Origin of the sequence: Tepidanaerobacter sp. EBM-38, from assembly GCA_001896545.1 — a bacterium.
Classification (GTDB): Bacteria; Bacillota; Thermosediminibacteria; order Thermosediminibacterales; family Tepidanaerobacteraceae; genus Tepidanaerobacter.
Window position 1 is genome coordinate 113,699 of the sequence record MPOT01000054.1, and the last position, 16,597, is coordinate 130,295.

At 41.0% G+C, this 16,597-nt stretch carries 16 protein-coding genes; 1 reads left to right on the top strand and 15 read right to left on the bottom strand.

Annotated features, from left to right (window positions below; all coding sequences use genetic code 11):
- Positions 1-97: 97 nt before the first annotated feature.
- From BUC45_RS06300 to BUC45_RS06365, 14 genes are all read right to left on the bottom strand, one after another.
- Entirely contained in the window at positions 98-1,111 is a 1,014-nt protein-coding gene (locus tag BUC45_RS06300) for an alpha-hydroxy-acid oxidizing protein (protein ID WP_296971061.1), read from the bottom strand.
- Between the two features lie 206 nt (positions 1,112-1,317).
- Positions 1,318-2,343: a sugar kinase gene (locus BUC45_RS06305; protein WP_296971063.1), complete on the bottom strand. Its 1,026-nt coding sequence runs from the start codon at positions 2,341-2,343 to the stop codon at positions 1,318-1,320.
- Positions 2,344-2,405: 62 nt separating this feature from the next.
- The gene (locus BUC45_RS06310) at positions 2,406-3,047 is read right to left on the bottom strand and encodes a bifunctional 2-keto-4-hydroxyglutarate aldolase/2-keto-3-deoxy-6-phosphogluconate aldolase (RefSeq protein ID WP_296971064.1); all 642 of its coding nucleotides are present in this window, start codon (positions 3,045-3,047) and stop codon (positions 2,406-2,408) included.
- A 167-nt stretch (positions 3,048-3,214) separates the two neighbouring features.
- The gene (locus BUC45_RS06315) at positions 3,215-3,403 is read right to left on the bottom strand and encodes a ferredoxin (RefSeq protein ID WP_296971065.1); all 189 of its coding nucleotides are present in this window, start codon (positions 3,401-3,403) and stop codon (positions 3,215-3,217) included.
- Positions 3,404-3,472: 69 nt separating this feature from the next.
- On the bottom strand, positions 3,473-4,492 hold the full coding sequence (mglC, locus tag BUC45_RS06320) for a galactose/methyl galactoside ABC transporter permease MglC (RefSeq protein WP_296971067.1): 1,020 nt from the start codon (positions 4,490-4,492) through the stop codon (positions 3,473-3,475).
- 33 nt (positions 4,493-4,525) lie between these two features.
- Entirely contained in the window at positions 4,526-6,037 is a 1,512-nt protein-coding gene (locus tag BUC45_RS06325) for a sugar ABC transporter ATP-binding protein (RefSeq protein ID WP_276790254.1), read from the bottom strand.
- A 79-nt stretch (positions 6,038-6,116) separates the two neighbouring features.
- Entirely contained in the window at positions 6,117-7,184 is a 1,068-nt protein-coding gene (locus BUC45_RS06330; RefSeq protein WP_276790252.1) for a galactose ABC transporter substrate-binding protein, read from the bottom strand.
- 73 nt (positions 7,185-7,257) lie between these two features.
- A complete protein-coding gene (gene pfkB, locus BUC45_RS06335) occupies positions 7,258-8,202 on the bottom strand; it encodes a 1-phosphofructokinase (RefSeq protein ID WP_296971068.1) in 945 nt (314 codons plus the stop codon).
- A complete protein-coding gene (locus BUC45_RS06340) occupies positions 8,203-9,276 on the bottom strand; it encodes a bifunctional phosphoglucose/phosphomannose isomerase (protein WP_296971070.1) in 1,074 nt (357 codons plus the stop codon). It lies immediately after the preceding gene.
- Between the two features lie 13 nt (positions 9,277-9,289).
- On the bottom strand, positions 9,290-10,135 hold the full coding sequence (gene fba / locus BUC45_RS06345) for a class II fructose-1,6-bisphosphate aldolase (protein WP_296971072.1): 846 nt from the start codon (positions 10,133-10,135) through the stop codon (positions 9,290-9,292).
- 15 nt (positions 10,136-10,150) lie between these two features.
- Complete coding sequence (locus BUC45_RS06350) at positions 10,151-11,107, bottom strand: ROK family glucokinase (protein WP_296971073.1); 957 nt, start codon at positions 11,105-11,107, stop codon at positions 10,151-10,153.
- Positions 11,108-11,128: 21 nt separating this feature from the next.
- A complete protein-coding gene (locus tag BUC45_RS06355) occupies positions 11,129-12,319 on the bottom strand; it encodes an ROK family transcriptional regulator (protein WP_296971074.1) in 1,191 nt (396 codons plus the stop codon).
- A 209-nt stretch (positions 12,320-12,528) separates the two neighbouring features.
- Positions 12,529-14,685 (bottom strand): ferrous iron transport protein B, encoded by a 2,157-nt coding sequence (gene feoB / locus BUC45_RS06360; protein ID WP_296971075.1) that lies wholly within the window; start codon positions 14,683-14,685, stop codon positions 12,529-12,531.
- Positions 14,686-14,702: 17 nt separating this feature from the next.
- Positions 14,703-14,942, bottom strand: coding sequence for a FeoA family protein (locus BUC45_RS06365; protein ID WP_296971076.1), 240 nt, complete (start codon positions 14,940-14,942; stop codon positions 14,703-14,705).
- 131 nt (positions 14,943-15,073) lie between these two features.
- Here BUC45_RS06365 and mntR point away from each other — a divergent pair, with 131 nt between their 5' ends.
- Positions 15,074-15,574 carry a transcriptional regulator MntR gene (gene mntR, locus BUC45_RS06370; protein WP_296971077.1) on the top strand — a complete coding sequence of 167 codons (501 nt, stop codon included), beginning with the start codon at positions 15,074-15,076 and terminating at the stop codon, positions 15,572-15,574.
- Here the strand turns inward: mntR and BUC45_RS06375 are convergent.
- Positions 15,558-16,544, bottom strand: coding sequence for a lipoate--protein ligase (locus BUC45_RS06375; RefSeq protein ID WP_296971078.1), 987 nt, complete (start codon positions 16,542-16,544; stop codon positions 15,558-15,560). The two genes, mntR and BUC45_RS06375, sit on opposite strands and share 17 nt — an antisense overlap.
- Positions 16,545-16,597 lie beyond the last annotated feature (53 nt).

The following is a 16,597-nucleotide window of genomic DNA, read 5'->3' on the forward strand; positions in this document are numbered from 1 at the left end:
GGCACATCAATCTTACTCCCCGGCAACGATGTATAAACCAATCACAAACTTCTGCAAGAGGGTATACCCATAATGAGGTAATTTTTAGACCACAATTTTAATATATGACTGATGAATTTATGCTTTTAATATCCTTACAGCCTGTGAGAATCATGGCCTGTTTTAACTCATTTGCCATTGTTTCCAATACCAGTCGCACACCTTCAGCTCCGCCGCCAAAAGCGCCGATGATGACAGGTCTTCCTACAAGTACCGCATCTGCCCCCAAAGCTAAATATTTCAGCACATCCACACCGGAACGCACTCCTCCGTCGGCGAGAATGGTTATTTTACCCTTCAGCTTATCGGCTATTGCGGGGAGGACTTGTGCAACTCCAGGCGTGCTGTCCAGTATGCGTCCGCCGTGGTTTGATACGACTATTGCAGCAGCCCCCGCCTCCAAAGCCAGCTTTGCCTCATCTACGGTCATGATACCCTTTAATATAAAAGGCAGGTCAACAGCCGATATTATTTCTTTTATTTCCTGAAGATTTTTAGGACCTACTGGCTGTCCCATTAATGCCATGGTCACAAGACCCGCTCCGTCAATATCCATGCCAACGGCAGGGGCATTTATCTCCTCGGCCTGTTTCGCCATTTCAATCACTCTGTGATTTTCCCTGGGTTTTATGATAGGTATTCCATGCCCGTTTTCTTTTTTAATTGCTTCAATACCCGAAGTATAAAATACGGGATTTCCGCCGTCGCCGCACATACCGACAGTTCCCGCATATTTACTGCCTGACATGACCATGCCGATGTACTCGGCCTCAGGTATGGCCCCGCCCATATTGTAATCTGAGCCGGTTATAGGCGCTGAAAGAATCGGCATGGAAAGGTCAATTCCTAAAATATTTGTGGAAATATCCGGAGTCTTTGCATCATGCAGTGTCCTCAGATTAAGCTTTACATTGGCCAGTGCCTCTATGTTTGCCGTAAAAGAAGAACCGGTGCCTATCCCTCCCATTCCGGGAACTTCACCGGCACAAGCTATTCCGTTACAGTTCTTGCATACTCGGCAATAACCTTTCATCTTATCACGCGCTGTTTGTTTTATTTCCTCAAGATTCAATTTGCTTTCACTCCTCGCTTATCTCAATATATATATTTATTATTTCGACAAGCCAAGGTTATTGTCCTGCTAATTCTTCCTGGCAATATTCAAGTATACTACGGCAAATAGCAATTGAGCGTTGCAAAAAATTCTGTCTTTCGCACAGTTTGCAACGCTCTTTATAAATTTTCTCAAGAAATATGTTTTTCGTATTGCCTATTTATCTATCTCTGGACTCTTCCGGAGGCATCACCTTTTGCCAAGTTTTCAACTTCCTTTACTGTCATGTGGTTAAAATCGCCTACGATGGTGTGTTTCAGACAGGAAGCCGCTACGGCAAATTCTACCGCATCCTGTGGAGCATATCCGTTGAGGAGGGCGTAGATTAGACCGCCGCCAAAGGAGTCTCCTCCGCCGACTCTGTCTACTATATGCACTTTATATTTTCTTGAAGTGTATATTTCTTTTCCGTCATAATACATTGCAGACCAGCCGTTGTCAGATGCCGAGTAGCTTTCTCTAAGCGTGATGGCCACACCTTTTAATGAAAACTTATCCATAAGTTTTTTTGCTACTTCCTTATAGCCTTCTTTGCTCAGCTCGCCTTTTGTTACATCAGATTCGGCGGCCTGGATTCCAAAAACATCATGGGCATCCTCTTCGTTTCCGATAGAAATATCCACATACTGCATAAGTTCAGACATGACTATGCGAGCCTTTTCTTTGGACCATAGTTTCTTACGGTAGTTTAAATCACAGCTTACGGTTATACCCATCTTGTTGGCAGTTTTAACTGCTTCCAGGCATGCGGCAGCTACATCATCGCCTAAAGCTGGTGTAATGCCTGTAAAATGGAACCATTTAGCGCCTTCTAAAATCTTTTCCCAGTCAAAATCTCCGGCTTTTGCCTCGGAAATCGATGAATGACTGCGGTCATATACTACAAGTGAAGGCCGCTGAGATGCTCCGATCTCGTTAAAGTAGATTCCTAGGCGCTCTCCGCCCTTTACTATATAGTCGGTATGCACGCCATATCTTCTAAGATGATTTATAGCGGCCTGACCGATAGGATTATCAGGAACTTTTGTTACAAAATAGGCCTCCTCGCCGTAATTTGCCAAGGATGCAGCTACATTAGCTTCACCGCCGCCGTAGGTTACATCAAAGGAATCGGCCTGAACAAACCTTAGGTAATTAGGAGGGGTAAGCCTCAGCATTATTTCACCAAAAGTAACAATTTTATTAGCCAATAAAAACACCTTCCTTTTATAATTATAATTAAATTGAATAAATCAGTGAATGAAATCACTGCTTATTTTCTTGCTGCTTTAATAGCTTCCACAAACTTGCGTGCTGTTTTCTCGACTTCCGCATAGTCTCCTTTTTTAGCTCCTTTAGTCAGTTCACCGCCTACACCTACGGCTTGGCATCCTGCCTTAATCCATTCGCCGACATTTTCCAGGCTTACGCCACCTGTCGGGACAATGGGTGCATAGGGTAGTGGCCCTAATATCGCTTTAATCATCGCTGGACCAAATGCGCTTCCTGGGAAGAACTTGACAAAGTCTGCACCGGATTCCATGACTTCTACGACTTCTCTGATGGACATAGCACCCGGCATACATACCTTTTGGTACCTGTTGCACATTTTTACTACATCAGGATTGAAGTAAGGACTGACTATGAATTCTGCTCCGGCAAGCATTGCTGCTCTTGCGGTTTCCGGATCCATTACGGTGCCAGCTCCGATTAAAATTTCCCCGTTAGGATAAGCTTTGGCAAGTTCAGCTATAACATCAATAGCTCCGGGCACTGTCATGGTTATTTCAATAGCCTCAACACCGCCGGCCTTAACAGCCTCGGCAATCTTTAACGCTTGATCAGCTGATTGGGCTCTTACCACGGCAACAATGCCACAATCTGTAATACGTCTTATAACTTCTAATTTTTTCATAAAAAATCCTCCTTGTTTCATATTACGGTATAGTGTTTCATTATATTACTTATTCTACATAAAATGCAAAAATCCTTCTTTGCTTATTTAATAAAATATAAAAAAGGATTTCATCACTATCGAATTTAATAGCGATGAAATCCTTTTTTGTTTTTCACCTGTGGATTTTAATCTTCTTTTATTGCTTCTGACGGACAGCTTTCCATTGCCTCTCTTGCATCATCTTCAGCATCATCAGGTACTGCATCGACTACCACATCAGCTTTCCCATCGTCATTCCAATCAAAAACCGATGGGCAGGTATCAATACAAAGACCACAACTAATACAAAGATCTTGTTCAACACTTAGTTTCAAGGGAAAGACCTCCTCAAAATGTTTTCTTTGTATATTCTATCACAAATCTCAAGTAATGCAAATATGTTTTTATCTTTTTGCAAAATATTTGCGAATATCAAAAGCTACGGCAGTAATAATTATGATGCCTTTGATAACTTGCTGCCAGTAAGCGGAAACTCCTAGGATAACTAAGCCGTTGCTTAGTACTTCGAATATTAATACGCCGGTGATGATTCCTGATACTCGACCTATGCCGCCGGAAGTGGAGACACCTCCTATGGTGCAGGCTGCTATGGCGTCAAGTTCATACATTAGGCCGTAGTTGTTTGTTGCACCTCCGGTTCTTGCGGCAAGCAGTGCTCCGGCTAAACCGTAAAGGCCGCCGGCTAGTGCATATACTTTAACTAGCGTTGGCTCAACTTTTACTCCGGATACTTCTGCTGCACTGGGATTGCCGCCTATGGCGTATATGTATTTACCAAATTGTGTGTGGTTATACATAAACCAAATTACGGCTACTATTATCGCTGCTATTAAGACTAGGTTGGGTATTAGAAATATTGAGCCTGATGCCAGATTTGTAAAGTCGTCTCTTAGGCCTCCGATGGGCTGTGCATTGGTGTATATGCATGCAAAGCCATATACTATTACTTGCATGCCTAGTGTCGCTATGAATGCAGGTACTTTTAGGTATGCTACTATTGAGCCGTTGATTATGCCTATGATGGTGCCTATGAGTATGGCTAGTAGTATTGGTAATATTATGGGTAAGTTGGGCAGGTTTTCGTATATTTTGTATGCATAGTCAGGCCGTTGCAGCAGGCTTGCGGATATGCATGCTGTAAGGGCTACAACGCGGCCTGCGGAAAGGTCTGTGCCGCGGGTGATTAGTGCTCCGCTTACTCCTAATGCTATTATCATGCGCACTGAGGATATGCGCAGTATGTTGCCTATGTTTGAAAGTGATAGGAAGTTTTTGTTGAGTATGCCTATTGTTAAAAATAATATTAGTAGTACCATGTATATGGCGTTGTTGCTTAATATGGCTTTTAGTTCGCTTGTTTGTAGGCTTGGTTTTGTTTTTGGTTTTGTATTTGTGCTAGCCAATTTATTACCTCCTCTGTGTCTTCTATCTTTTCTTTATGCAAACTGCGTCGCATACTTCATTATTGTTTCTTGGTTTGCTCTTTTGCCGTCTATGAAGCCGCTGACTTTGCCTTCGCACATTACCATTATTCTGTCTGACATGCCTATGAGTTCTGGCATTTCTGAGGATATCATGATTATGCTTTTGCCTTGTCTGGTAAGGTCGGTTATTATGGTGTATATTTCGTATTTTGCTCCTACGTCTATGCCTCGGGTCGGTTCGTCTAGAATTAGAATTTCTGGTTCGGTTAGCAGCCATCTTGAGAATATTGCTTTTTGTTGGTTGCCTCCGGATAGGTATTGTATTTGGGTTTTTATTGATGGGGTTTTTATTTGTAGTTTTTCTACTGCAGCTTTTACTGCTTCGCTGCTGGTTTTTTTGTCTACTATGAAGTTGAGTTTTAGGTATTTGTGCAGTGCTGCGATTAGGACGTTTTCTTCTACGGAAAGCATGGGGAATATGCCTGTTGAGCGCCTGTCTTCGGTTAGTAGTGCTAGGCCTTTTTGTTTGGCGTCAAATGGGTGTTTTATTGTGACTTCTTGGCCTTTTATGTAGATTTTGCCTTTTGATATGTTTCTTATGCCAAAGATGGCTTCTACTAGTTCTGTCCTCTGTGCTCCTACTAGTCCGCCTATGCCTAATACTTCACCGCGTTTTAGGTCAAATGTTACGTTTTTGAATGATCTGGGGTTGATGGAGGTAAGGTCCTCTACTTTCATTATTGTTTCACCCGGTATGCTTTTGCGCGGTGGAAATCTGTGGGTGAGTTCTCTACCTACCATTTTTGTGATTATTGTGTCGATTGTTAGTTCTTGGACAGGCCATGTGCCTATCTTTTTGCCATCTCTCATTATGGTCACTTCGTCAGCTATCTCTAGGATTTCTTCGATTTTGTGGGATATGTATATTATTGCTACACCATGGGCTTTTAGATCTTTGATTATCCGAAATAGGTTTTCTACTTCGTTTTCGGTTAGGGATGATGTGGGTTCGTCCATGATGATTATTTTCGATTTGTATGAAACTGCTTTGGCTATTTCTACTGCTTGTATTTGTGAAACTGATAGTTTTGAGACTAGTGTTGTTGGGTTTATGTCTATTTTTAGTTCTTCCATTAGTGTTTTTGTGTCTTTGTACATTTTTTTGTGGTCTACGCTTGAGATGCCTATGATTTTTTTGGTGGGGAATCTGCCAAGCCAGATGTTTTCCATTACGCTTCTGTGGGGTATCGGCTGGAGTTCTTGGTGTATCATTGAGATGCCGTTTTCTATGGCGTCTTTGGCAGTTTTGAATTCTACTGTTTTTCCGTCTAGGATTATATGGCCTTTGTCTGGGGTGTATAGGCCAAATAGGCATTTCATTAGTGTGGATTTGCCGGCTCCGTTTTCGCCTACTAGGGCGTGGACTGTGCCCGGTTTTAGTTTTAGTGTTACGTTGTCTAGTGCTTGGACTCCGGGAAAGCTTTTTGATATGTTTTGCATTTCTAGTATGTGTTCTTGTGTCATTGTTCTCACCTTTTTTTAAGTTAGATGTGGGTTTGGGGAAATTTAGGGAGTGCATGCACTCCCTAAATTGGTTTTTGTGTTATCTGAATTGGTCCATGTTTTCTTTGGTTACGGGCTGGTATGGTACCCAGCAGTATTTGCCATCGGTTAGGCCTTCAAGTTCGGGGTCTTTGCCTTTGGCTAGTGCGTAGGATATTTCTAGTATTGCGTTGCCTTGGCCTTTGGCATCGTTTAGTACTGTTCCTAGTAGTTTGCCGTCTGCTAGTGCATCAAGGGCCGGTGCTGTGGCGTCTACGCCTATTACGGGCATGTATTTGTCGCCTTGGAAGTAGCCGGCGGCTTTTAGTGCTTCGATTGCTCCTAGGGCCATGTCGTCGTTGTTGGCAAATACTACTTCGATTTTGTCTCCAAAGGCGGAAAGCCATGCGGCCATTTTTTCTTGGCCTTGGGCTCTTTGCCAGTTGCCGGTGTCGCTTGCTAGTTTTTCGGTTTTTATTCCGGCTTCTTCTACGGCTTTGATGGAGTACTCTGTTCTAAGTATTGCGTCTTGGTGGCCGGGTTCTCCTTCTAGCATTACGTATTGCATTATGCCGTCTCCGTTTTTGTCTGCTTCTGGATGGTTTTTCCAGTATTCTACGGCTATGCTGCCTTGCATGGTCCCTGATTCTTCGGCTTTTGCTCCTACGTAGTATAGTTTATCCCATTTGTCCATGTCTTCGGGGACGGGTTCACGGTTGAAGAATACTATGGGTATGTCGGCTTTTTTGGCTTTGTCTATTATGACTGAGGCTGCGGTTCGGTCTACCATGTTTACGTCTATTATGTCGTAGCCTTGGGTTATGAATGTGTCTACTTGGTCGTTTTGGGTCGCTTGTTGCCCTTGGCCGTCTACGGCGTTGATGGTGATTTTGTCGCCTGTGGCTTTGCTCTTTTCTGCCGCGTCTTTTTCTATCGCTTGGCGTACGGTGGAGATGAAGGTGTCATCGAATTTGTAAAGGCATAAGCCTATCTTGATTTCGCTGCCGGCTTTGTCGCCGCCTTCTGCTTGTTTGTTATCTCCTTCTGCAGGTTGACCGCCTCCTCCACAGCCAGCTAGAAGACTTATTAGAAGAACTGACATGAGAATGATTGATATGGTTTTCTTCATACTTGCTTACCCCCTGATAAATAAATTTTGTTTTATATAATTCAGCACCTATTAATTTAATGTGCTGCAATTATCAAAGCAGGTACAGATTATGAAAATCCATATTTCCAATAATGTTGTTTACTTCTTTTAAAACAATTCCCCCTGTTACAGGGCTCAGTGCCGCTGCTGCTGAAACTGCAACGGCATATTTAATACATTCTGTAAGAGGCCAGTTGTTGGAAAGTCCTGCGGCAAATCCGGCTACCATTGCATCACCACAGCCTACGGTGTTTACAGGGCGGATCTTAGGAGGGACTGCCCAGTATGTTTCTTTCGCCAAGCTGCTTGCTACCATTACGCCTTCGGCGCCCAGTGATATTGCAACGATTTCAGGGCCCTTGTCCACAAGTTCTTTTGCAGCAGATGCCAAGTCACCGGTATTGTTAAGTTTTCTTCCTAAAAGCAGCTCCGCTTCTGATTTATTTGGTTTTACTAAAGTAGGAGAACTCTGTATACCTTTAGCCAAATACTCGCCGCTTGTATCGAGTATGACCTTTTTATTTGCATCTTTTGCGATAGATATGAGTTTTGCATATATATCTGTACTAATGCCCCGAGGAGCACTGCCGGAAAGCGTTATCACGTCATATTGCTTAACTGAGCTTGTGTAAAATTCTAAAAACTCATCAAGCTCTTCTTCCGATATATATGGCCCGGGTTCCAATAGTTCTGTATGAATATTTGAGGATAAATCTATAATATTTATGCAGGACCTGGTTTCACCATTTACATGTATAAACTCAAAAGGCATTTTTTGCTCTTTAAGCTGCTGCTCTATAAAAGCTCCTGAAAATCCACCGATAAATCCGGTGACATTTACGGTCTGGTTTAGTGCATTCAGCACCCTTGCTACATTTAATCCCTTTCCGCCGGCAGTTGGTATTACCTCTTTTACTCTCGTCACCGTTCCGGGCTTAAAATTCTCCACGGTATATGCCTTATCTATGGATGCATTTAAGTTTACTGCAAGAATCATTTATGACTCCGCCATTTTAGTTTTAAAAAGGTTGATAATATTTACCGGCGTAGGGTCTACTCCCCGATATATCGGCGCATACAGTGTAATAAAGTCTCCGAGATATACTAGGGAAAACATGCGGCAAAGTCTGTTCGGTCCTTCTGCATAAACCTGTCTTACTTTGCCCATTCTAGAAGATAGCATTTCTGCGGTTATATCCTTGCGTTTTTTAATTTTATGGCTGTCTAGTTCATCATCCCTAAGTAAAATTAAATAAAATTTTGAAATAAGGTCCTCCGGCATATCCCACCCAACGGCTTCATCATGGTGCAAGTTAGGTATGACATTATAAAATGCCATGAGCTTGCTGTTTTCGCCAAACTGATTTTTTATCCTCCAAGCTACTGAATCATAATAGTCAAGTGAGCCGTAAACCAAAGGTATGTATCCATATAGTTCCATAGCTATTTGCTTTGCCAGGTTGTCTTCAACCGGCACATCGACACCATATTTTTGTTTAAGTTCTGAAAATAAGCTTATAAGTTGTTGGATTTCATGGGTCTTATCCGATATCAGGCCAAGTTCTGAAAGTACTGCAAGCATGGGAATAAATATGTATCCTAAGACCCTTCTGGGATGGCCGATATCTTGCGGAACTATGAAACAGGGAATTTGATTTTCGGCACATTTGTCTTGTAAAAGCCCGCCCGCTGTAATTGCAAGCATATATGCGCCTTTTGATTTTACCTGCTCAAAAGCCGAAAGCGTTTCTTCTGTATTTCCCGAATGAGAAATCACAAAAATTAGTGAGTTTTCATCGACATAAGCCGGCACGTTATAACCCTGGTTAATTATTACCGGAATATTAAGTTCATCAAAGAGGTATGACCTCAAAAGCCCTGCAGCCACCGAAGATCCTCCGCCAGTACCTAATATTATAAGTTCATGGAAATTATGCATTGGTTTTTCTATTTTGAAATTTTCAGCTATTTTTAAACCTTCCTCGAACTGCATGTCATACCTTTCCGTTGTAAGTAAAGAACTCATGCTGTCAATTTGTCTGACCTTTTCCACATCATTTAAATCAATCAATTTGCTGCCTCCTCTATGCCTTGTTATATGAACCTGCTATATAAATTTTAGATTTTACTACCTCTTTTACCGACTCTATCGCAGGTTTAAAATATTTTCTCGGGTCGGTTTCGTCTGGTTTTAGTGAAAAGGATTCTTTAAGTTTTGCTGCAAATGCAATTTTAATATCTGTTGCAATGTTGATTTTGCATATTCCGCACTCGACGGCTTGCTTAATATCAACTTCGGGCACGCCTGAGCATCCGTGCAAAACCAGCGGAATGCTTACAACTTTGCGGATATTTCGGATAATGTCAAAGTGAATTTTGGGAGTTCCTTTGTAAATTCCATGGGCTGTGCCTACAGCAATTGCTAATGAATCTACACCTGTTCTTTTTACAAATTCCTCTGCCTCCATAGGGTCTGTTAGCAACTCTGTGCTCGAAGAAATATTCTCCTCTACTCCGGAAATATGGCCAAGCTCTGCCTCAACTTGGACATGCTTTTTATGTGCATATTCGACTACCTGCTTAACCAATGACACATTTTCTTCAAAGGGCAGCATAGAACCATCGATCATTACCGATGTATAGCCGATATCTATACACTTTATTGCAAGGTCCGCCGAATTTCCATGGTCAAGATGTAAGGCTATGGGAATGTTTGCAGCCTTTGATGCTGTTTCGGCCATGGCAACAAGGTAATCTATGCCTGCATACTCACAGGTTCCCGGAGTTGTTTGTAATATCAACGGGCTTTGTTCTGCTTCGGCAGTTTCAACCACGGCTTTTAGCGTTTCAAGATTATGAATATTAAAAGCTGCTATTGCATACTTATTTTGTTGAGCCTTTTGCAGCATTTCTTTAGAAGATACCAGCATTATATCGCCTCCAACTTATAAAATACCCAGGTTTATCATGGCTAAAGCTGCGGCTCCGACCGTACCCGACTCGCTTTTCAGTTTGGCCGGAATAATAGGGAGTTTATTTCTCAATATTCTCATAGAATGTTCATCAAAATATTTTTGCAGTGGATTAAATAGTTTATCTCCCATTAGCGAGACGCCGCCGCCGATAATAATTACTTCAGGATTTATCAAGTGTGCAAAGGTGGCAAGGCCAATCCCTAAAAGCTCTGCAGTTTCGTCTATTACCAGTTGAGCGAGCTCATCGCCCTTTTCCCATGCTTGTGATAAGGTCTTTGTTGTAATTTTATCTAAATCCCCATCAACCATTGAAGTCATCACCGTATTATGGCCTTCAAGGATGTATTTTTGTGTCCGCCGGACAATTCCCGGTGCTGAGGCATACATTTCTAAACAGCCTCGATTTCCGCAATTACAGTAAAGGCCATCTTTTACTATAGTAATATGGCCGATTTCACCGGCACTGAGAGAATGACCTCTATAGATTTTACCGTCAAGAATTATTCCTGAACCGATGCCGGTGCCCAATGTTATACAGATTAAATTATCGATTCCGACACCGGCACCAAAATGCTTTTCGCCAAGAGCTGCCGTTCTTACGTCATTATCCATACATACAGGAACATCAAACTCATTTTGAAATTGTTCCAGCACAGGTATGTTTTGCCATCCTAAATTACCGGCAAAAAGGGACATGCCCTTATCTATATCAACCAGGCCCGGAATTCCCAGGCCTATTCCGACAATTTTAGAACCTGCAGCATTATTTATTAGTTTGTGAATTTCTCTTTTCATATTGCCTATCACGTATTCGGGCCCTTTTTGTGCTTCTGTTGGAATGATAGTACTGTTTATGATTTCGCCCTTTTCATTTACCAAGGCTGAGGCAATATTCGTACCTCCTAAATCGACGCCGATAAAATACATTTTTATCCCTCCGCTTTAGACTTAAAGGATAGCTGTCATTACCACATCGGCAGCTCCCTTAACAGTGGCCACTTCACCCATATCTGAAAATTCAATTTCACACAAACTGAAACTATTCTCCAGTGACCGTGTTTTTACTGTATCTAAAATAGTATCTTCAATAAAAGCCCTTGCTCGGACTATTCCCCCTCCAATCGTCAAAAGCTCAGGGTTAAATGTGTTGATGGTGTTAGCAATACCTATACCAAGGTATCGCGCCACCTGTCTTAAAATCCTGCCGGCCAGTACATCGCCTTTTTCTGCTGCTTTGTAAATAATCTCAGGGGTTATTTCATCAAGATTGCCCCCTGCCATATCTTGGGCAACTGATGACCTGCCTTCTTTAATTGATTTAACCATGGCTTTGACCAGTGCATTTTCCGAAACAAGCGACTCCAAGCATCCATAGTTGCCGCAGCTGCACAAAGGACCTCCCACGTCGATTGTTGTATGGCCGATTTCACCGGCACTGTCTCCGTGGCCGCGATAAAGTTTGCCCTCTATAAAAATGGCAGAACCCACACCGTATCCGACCTTTAAAAAGACCATGTTTTCAACGCTGCGTGCCGTGCCATAGTGAAACTCACCTATAGCCATAGCCCTCACGTCATTTTCTACAAATGTAGGAATGCCTATCTTTTCTTCTACAATGTACTTAATGGGTACATTTCGCCAGCCTAGGTTCGGTGCGAATATGGATATACCTTCTTTTGACTTTACCGGTCCGTGGACAACTACACCAATGCCAAGTATATCGGTTTTAGATTCTTGCTTTAAATCTGAGATAGTTGTAAGCATAAGCTCCAATATATCATCCTTGGGCACTTTTTGGACCGGATATTCTCTTTCCATTAAGACATGTAAATCTCCATTTACAAGATAGCCCCTCAACTTAGTGGAACTTATATGAATCACTACGACGTTTAAGATGTCAGGATTTACAGTAAGCAGTATAGGCCGCCTGCCGCCGCTTGACTTTCCGACTTTGTATTCTACTACAAGCCCTGAATCCAGCAACTTATTTGTTATGTAAGTAATGGCAGGTGCGGTAAGGTCGGTAACCTTAGCTATAGCTGCCCGAGATATCGGCCCATAATGTCTTATTGTATTAAGAACTAAGCAATCGTTAGCATTTGTTGTGGCTTTAAATTCATCCAGATTAAATTTTTGCATAAAATTCCCCAACTTAATTAAAATTTTTACTTCTTTGTATCATATATTCGACATTAAAGCTAAAAATCCTTCTACTTTCATTAATAACTTTATTAATTTTTTTATTAAGTAAAATTCTAAATAAAAAAAATTGCCAATAGGTTCCACCTGATTTGGCAAAAATAATGCAATACTACCTACTTAACCATTAATTTAGAAAAAGGGGGTTTTTACAGTAACATCATTATTTGGCAGCATCGAATGGTTTGGGCTACTGTAAAGCATATTATTATACCTGTTATGGTCGGAACCAGAAAGGAAATAGCTGTCCATTTAAGACTTTGGGTTTCTTTATAGATGGTAAGCAGTGTGGTGCCGCAAGGAAAATGATTTAGAGAAAACAGCATTGTGCATACTGCTGTAAGATAAGTCCAGCCATTATCAATTAATAGTTCCTTAAGAGCTGAAAGGGTTTCGATTTCGATTAAAGAGCCCGTTGCCATATAGCTCATTGCTATAATAGGTATGACAATTTCATTGGCAGGAAATCCTAAAATAAAGGCCAGGAGGATATATCCGTCCATCCCCAAGAGATGGCCAATGGGCTCAAGGATTTTTCCACTCCATTTTAGAATGCTTAGATTTTCAACGGTCGTATTGGCCATCAGCCATATTATTAGCCCTGTAGGAGCGGCTACGATTACTGCACGGGCTAGTACAAACAAGGTTCTATCCAGCAGGGACCTTATTAAAATTTTTCCAACCTGGGGTTTACGGTAAGGCGGTAGCTCCAATGTAAATGTGGACGGTATGCCTTTTAAAATCGTAGCCGATAGTATCCTCGATACTGCAAGAGTTATTAATACTCCTATTATTATTGCGCCTAATAGAGTAAGGGCAGCAATTACTGTTTGGAATTTTCCGAAAGAACCTGCGATAAATATGGTAGAAAGCGCAATCAATGTAGGGAACCTGCCATTACATGGGACAAAATTGTTCGTAATTATTGCTATCAGTCTTTCTCTGGGAGAATCAATAATCCTACAGCCTATGATTCCTGCGGCATTGCATCCAAAGCCCATACACATAGTAAGGGCTTGCTTGCCATGTGCACAAGCTTTTTTAAAAAAGTTGTCTAAGTTAAAAGCCACTCTGGGTAAATATCCCAAGTCTTCAAGCAGGGTGAACAGCGGAAAGAAAATAGCCATGGGCGGCAGCATTACAGATACAACCCACGCCGATGTTCGATATACGCCTAAAACCAGTGCACCATGAATCCATTCCGGCACACCCCATTTAAAGCAGTAATCGGTTAAAATATCCTCTATCCGAAAAAGTACCTTTGCGATAATTTCCGAAGGGTAATTTGCCCCTGAGATTGTAAGCCAAAATACAAAACCTAAAAGAGCTAACATAATCGGAATACCAAAGGTTTTTGATGTTAAAATATCGTCTATTTTCCGGTCCATCTCATTATATCTCTTGTTCTCAAAGCTAACTACCATCTTGCTGATTTCCTCGGCTTTCCTTACAATTGATGAAACTATAGCATCTCTTATCTCATCTGTTCCATGGTATTTTGCTTGTAAAATCTCATTTGCTTTTTTTAATTCTTGCTTTAAGTCATCATTTTTATAAAGTCGGGATTTAAGGAAGCTGTTTATAGTGTCAAGGGTTTTCCATTCCCCTTCTATCAATCTCAATGCCACCCAGCGGCTATCGAGTTCATCTTTTACTATATTTTGTACATAAGGTCTTATGTGTTCTACCGCTTCTTCAATAACTTCATCGTATTTGATTTTCAGCGGCATAGATTGCATTTGGTTAGCTGCAACTTTATAAACAGATTGCATCAATTCATCAATGCCTTTGCCATCGCGGGCATTAGTCCCCACCACCGGCACGCCTAAAATTGCCGATAGTTTTTCAAAATCAATGTTTATCTTTTTTCTATCGGCTTCATCCATAAGGTTTACGCATACTACTACTTTATCCGTTATCTCCAAGACTTGAAGCACCAGATTTAAATTCCTTTCTAAACATGTGGCATCAGCGACTACTATGCATGCCTTTGGTTTTGCAAAGCAAATATAATCCCTTGCTACTTCTTCTTCCACTGAATTTGACAGTAAGGAATAAGTCCCAGGCAAGTCAACCAACAGAAATTTGTTATCAGCATAATAGTAATTTCCATAGGCAAGTGTCACTGTTTTACCCGGCCAATTCCCCGTATGCTGGTTTAAGCCTGTAATACTGTTAAATAATGTGCTTTTTCCCGTATTGGGATTACCGGCTAATGCAACTACAACACCATCTAAGACAGTATCATTCATCGAATACTCGTTTTTCAAGGCTCCAAGCCATGTAGATTGACCTGTTAAACCCATTGGTAATTCACCCCGATCTAACACATTTCTACCAGGATTTTAGATGCTTCTTCCGACCTCAAAGCAATTACAGCTCCTCGAATCTGGTATGCGGTAGGGTCTCCTGACGGACTTTTTCTCAGAGCTTCAACTTGAGTTTCTTCAATTAAGCCTAAATCCAACATTCGGCGCCGTATATTGCCTTTAGCTGTAAGCTTTTTTACTCTCCCGCAATTTCCAACAGGCAAGTTATCTAATAAGATAAGGTTTTTTTCCATGTGCAAAATCCTCCCTTATAAATTGTGACATATTTTTTCTCGTTCCTTAATAAGTTAGCCTAAGGAAACATTCCTTTTAAAACTAATATATGCTGTTTATCTACGCAGTGTTACAAATGGAGGGATTTTTAATGAAAAACGATGAGGAATTTTATACATACAGGGGATATGAGATGCTTCGGCAGGAAAACATCCCGCTGACACCCAGTATGGAAGATTATCTTGAAATGATTTACAGAACATGCCAGGCTCAAGGTTATATACGCATGACAAACTTAGCTGAACAGTTAAACGTCCAGGCTTCATCGGCTACGAAGACCGTGCAAAAGCTTACGGAAATAGGCCTGCTGGCCTATGAGAAATATGGGATAATTCAATTGACCGATAAGGGAAAACAATTGGGGAGTTTTTTCTTGAAAAGGCATAAAATCATTGAAGCCTTTCTGAGGAATATAGGTGTAAAGGACGACATACTTCACCAGACAGAAATGATTGAACACCACTTGACTTTAGATACGGTAGAGAGTATCGATATTCTCAACAAATTTTTCAAAGATTATCCGGAGATTTTACAACAGTTTTTAAAATATAAAGAACATTTTATTAGTTTATTTATTAAAACAGAGACATGATTTCCTCTAAGGATATGGAACCGAAATACTCTTTTAAATCCATTTTTAAAAGGACTCCTCTTATTTCCTCCTGCTTAAACCTTTGCCCTTTTAACTGTTCTTCCACTTCTGAAACATCGCCCACACTCATAAAGTCACCAATAAACTTAATATCCGTTATAATTCCATCTCGTACATTCATGTGAGCTTGAATTTCTCCACCCTTAAAGCGGCAGGAACGGCTTAAATCAAATTCAGGGGCACATCCGAAGTTCCAGTCCCATGTTGCATACTTTTTATTTCTTAAGCTCATGATATTTTCCATGTCTTCGGGCATAAGCGTATATTCTCTTAGCTCGCTGCCTTCAACCTCGAACACAAACTTGAGCAGCATTTCTTTAAATTCCGAAACCATTATATCGGTTTTTAAATAATCTTTAATATTTGCGACACGGCTTTTTACAGACTTTATGCCTTTTGATGTGATTTTTTCCGGTTTTACATTCAGCGCTTTGCCAAGCACCGTCAAGTCCGAATCAAATAACAAGGTTCCATGATGAAGTATTCGTTTTTTTGCGACATACTGAGCATTGCCGGAAATTTTTTTCCCTGCGATGATAATATCGTTCCTTCCTGAAAACTCCGCATCAATTCCCAGTTTATCAAGAGCCTTTACAATTGCCTTAGCAAATCTTTCTATGCTATTAAAATCTTCCTTTCTATAGTCTACTATGAAAGTAAAGTTGACATTACCTAAATCATGGTATACCGCGCCCCCTCCGGACATTCTTCGCACCACTGTTATTCCATGATTTTTAACATATTCCAGATTAACTTCTTCTATTGTATTTTGATTTCTCCCAATAACTATAGTGGGATTGTTTTGATAAAAATAAAAGTAGTCATTAGACGGATCTAAGTATTTTACCGCATATTCATCCAGAGCCATATTAAAATACGGATCATTGGAATCATTTCTTATATATAGCATCACAACTCTCCTATCTTTTGTTGATATTTTAGATTATATCAGGAAGGAAAGTC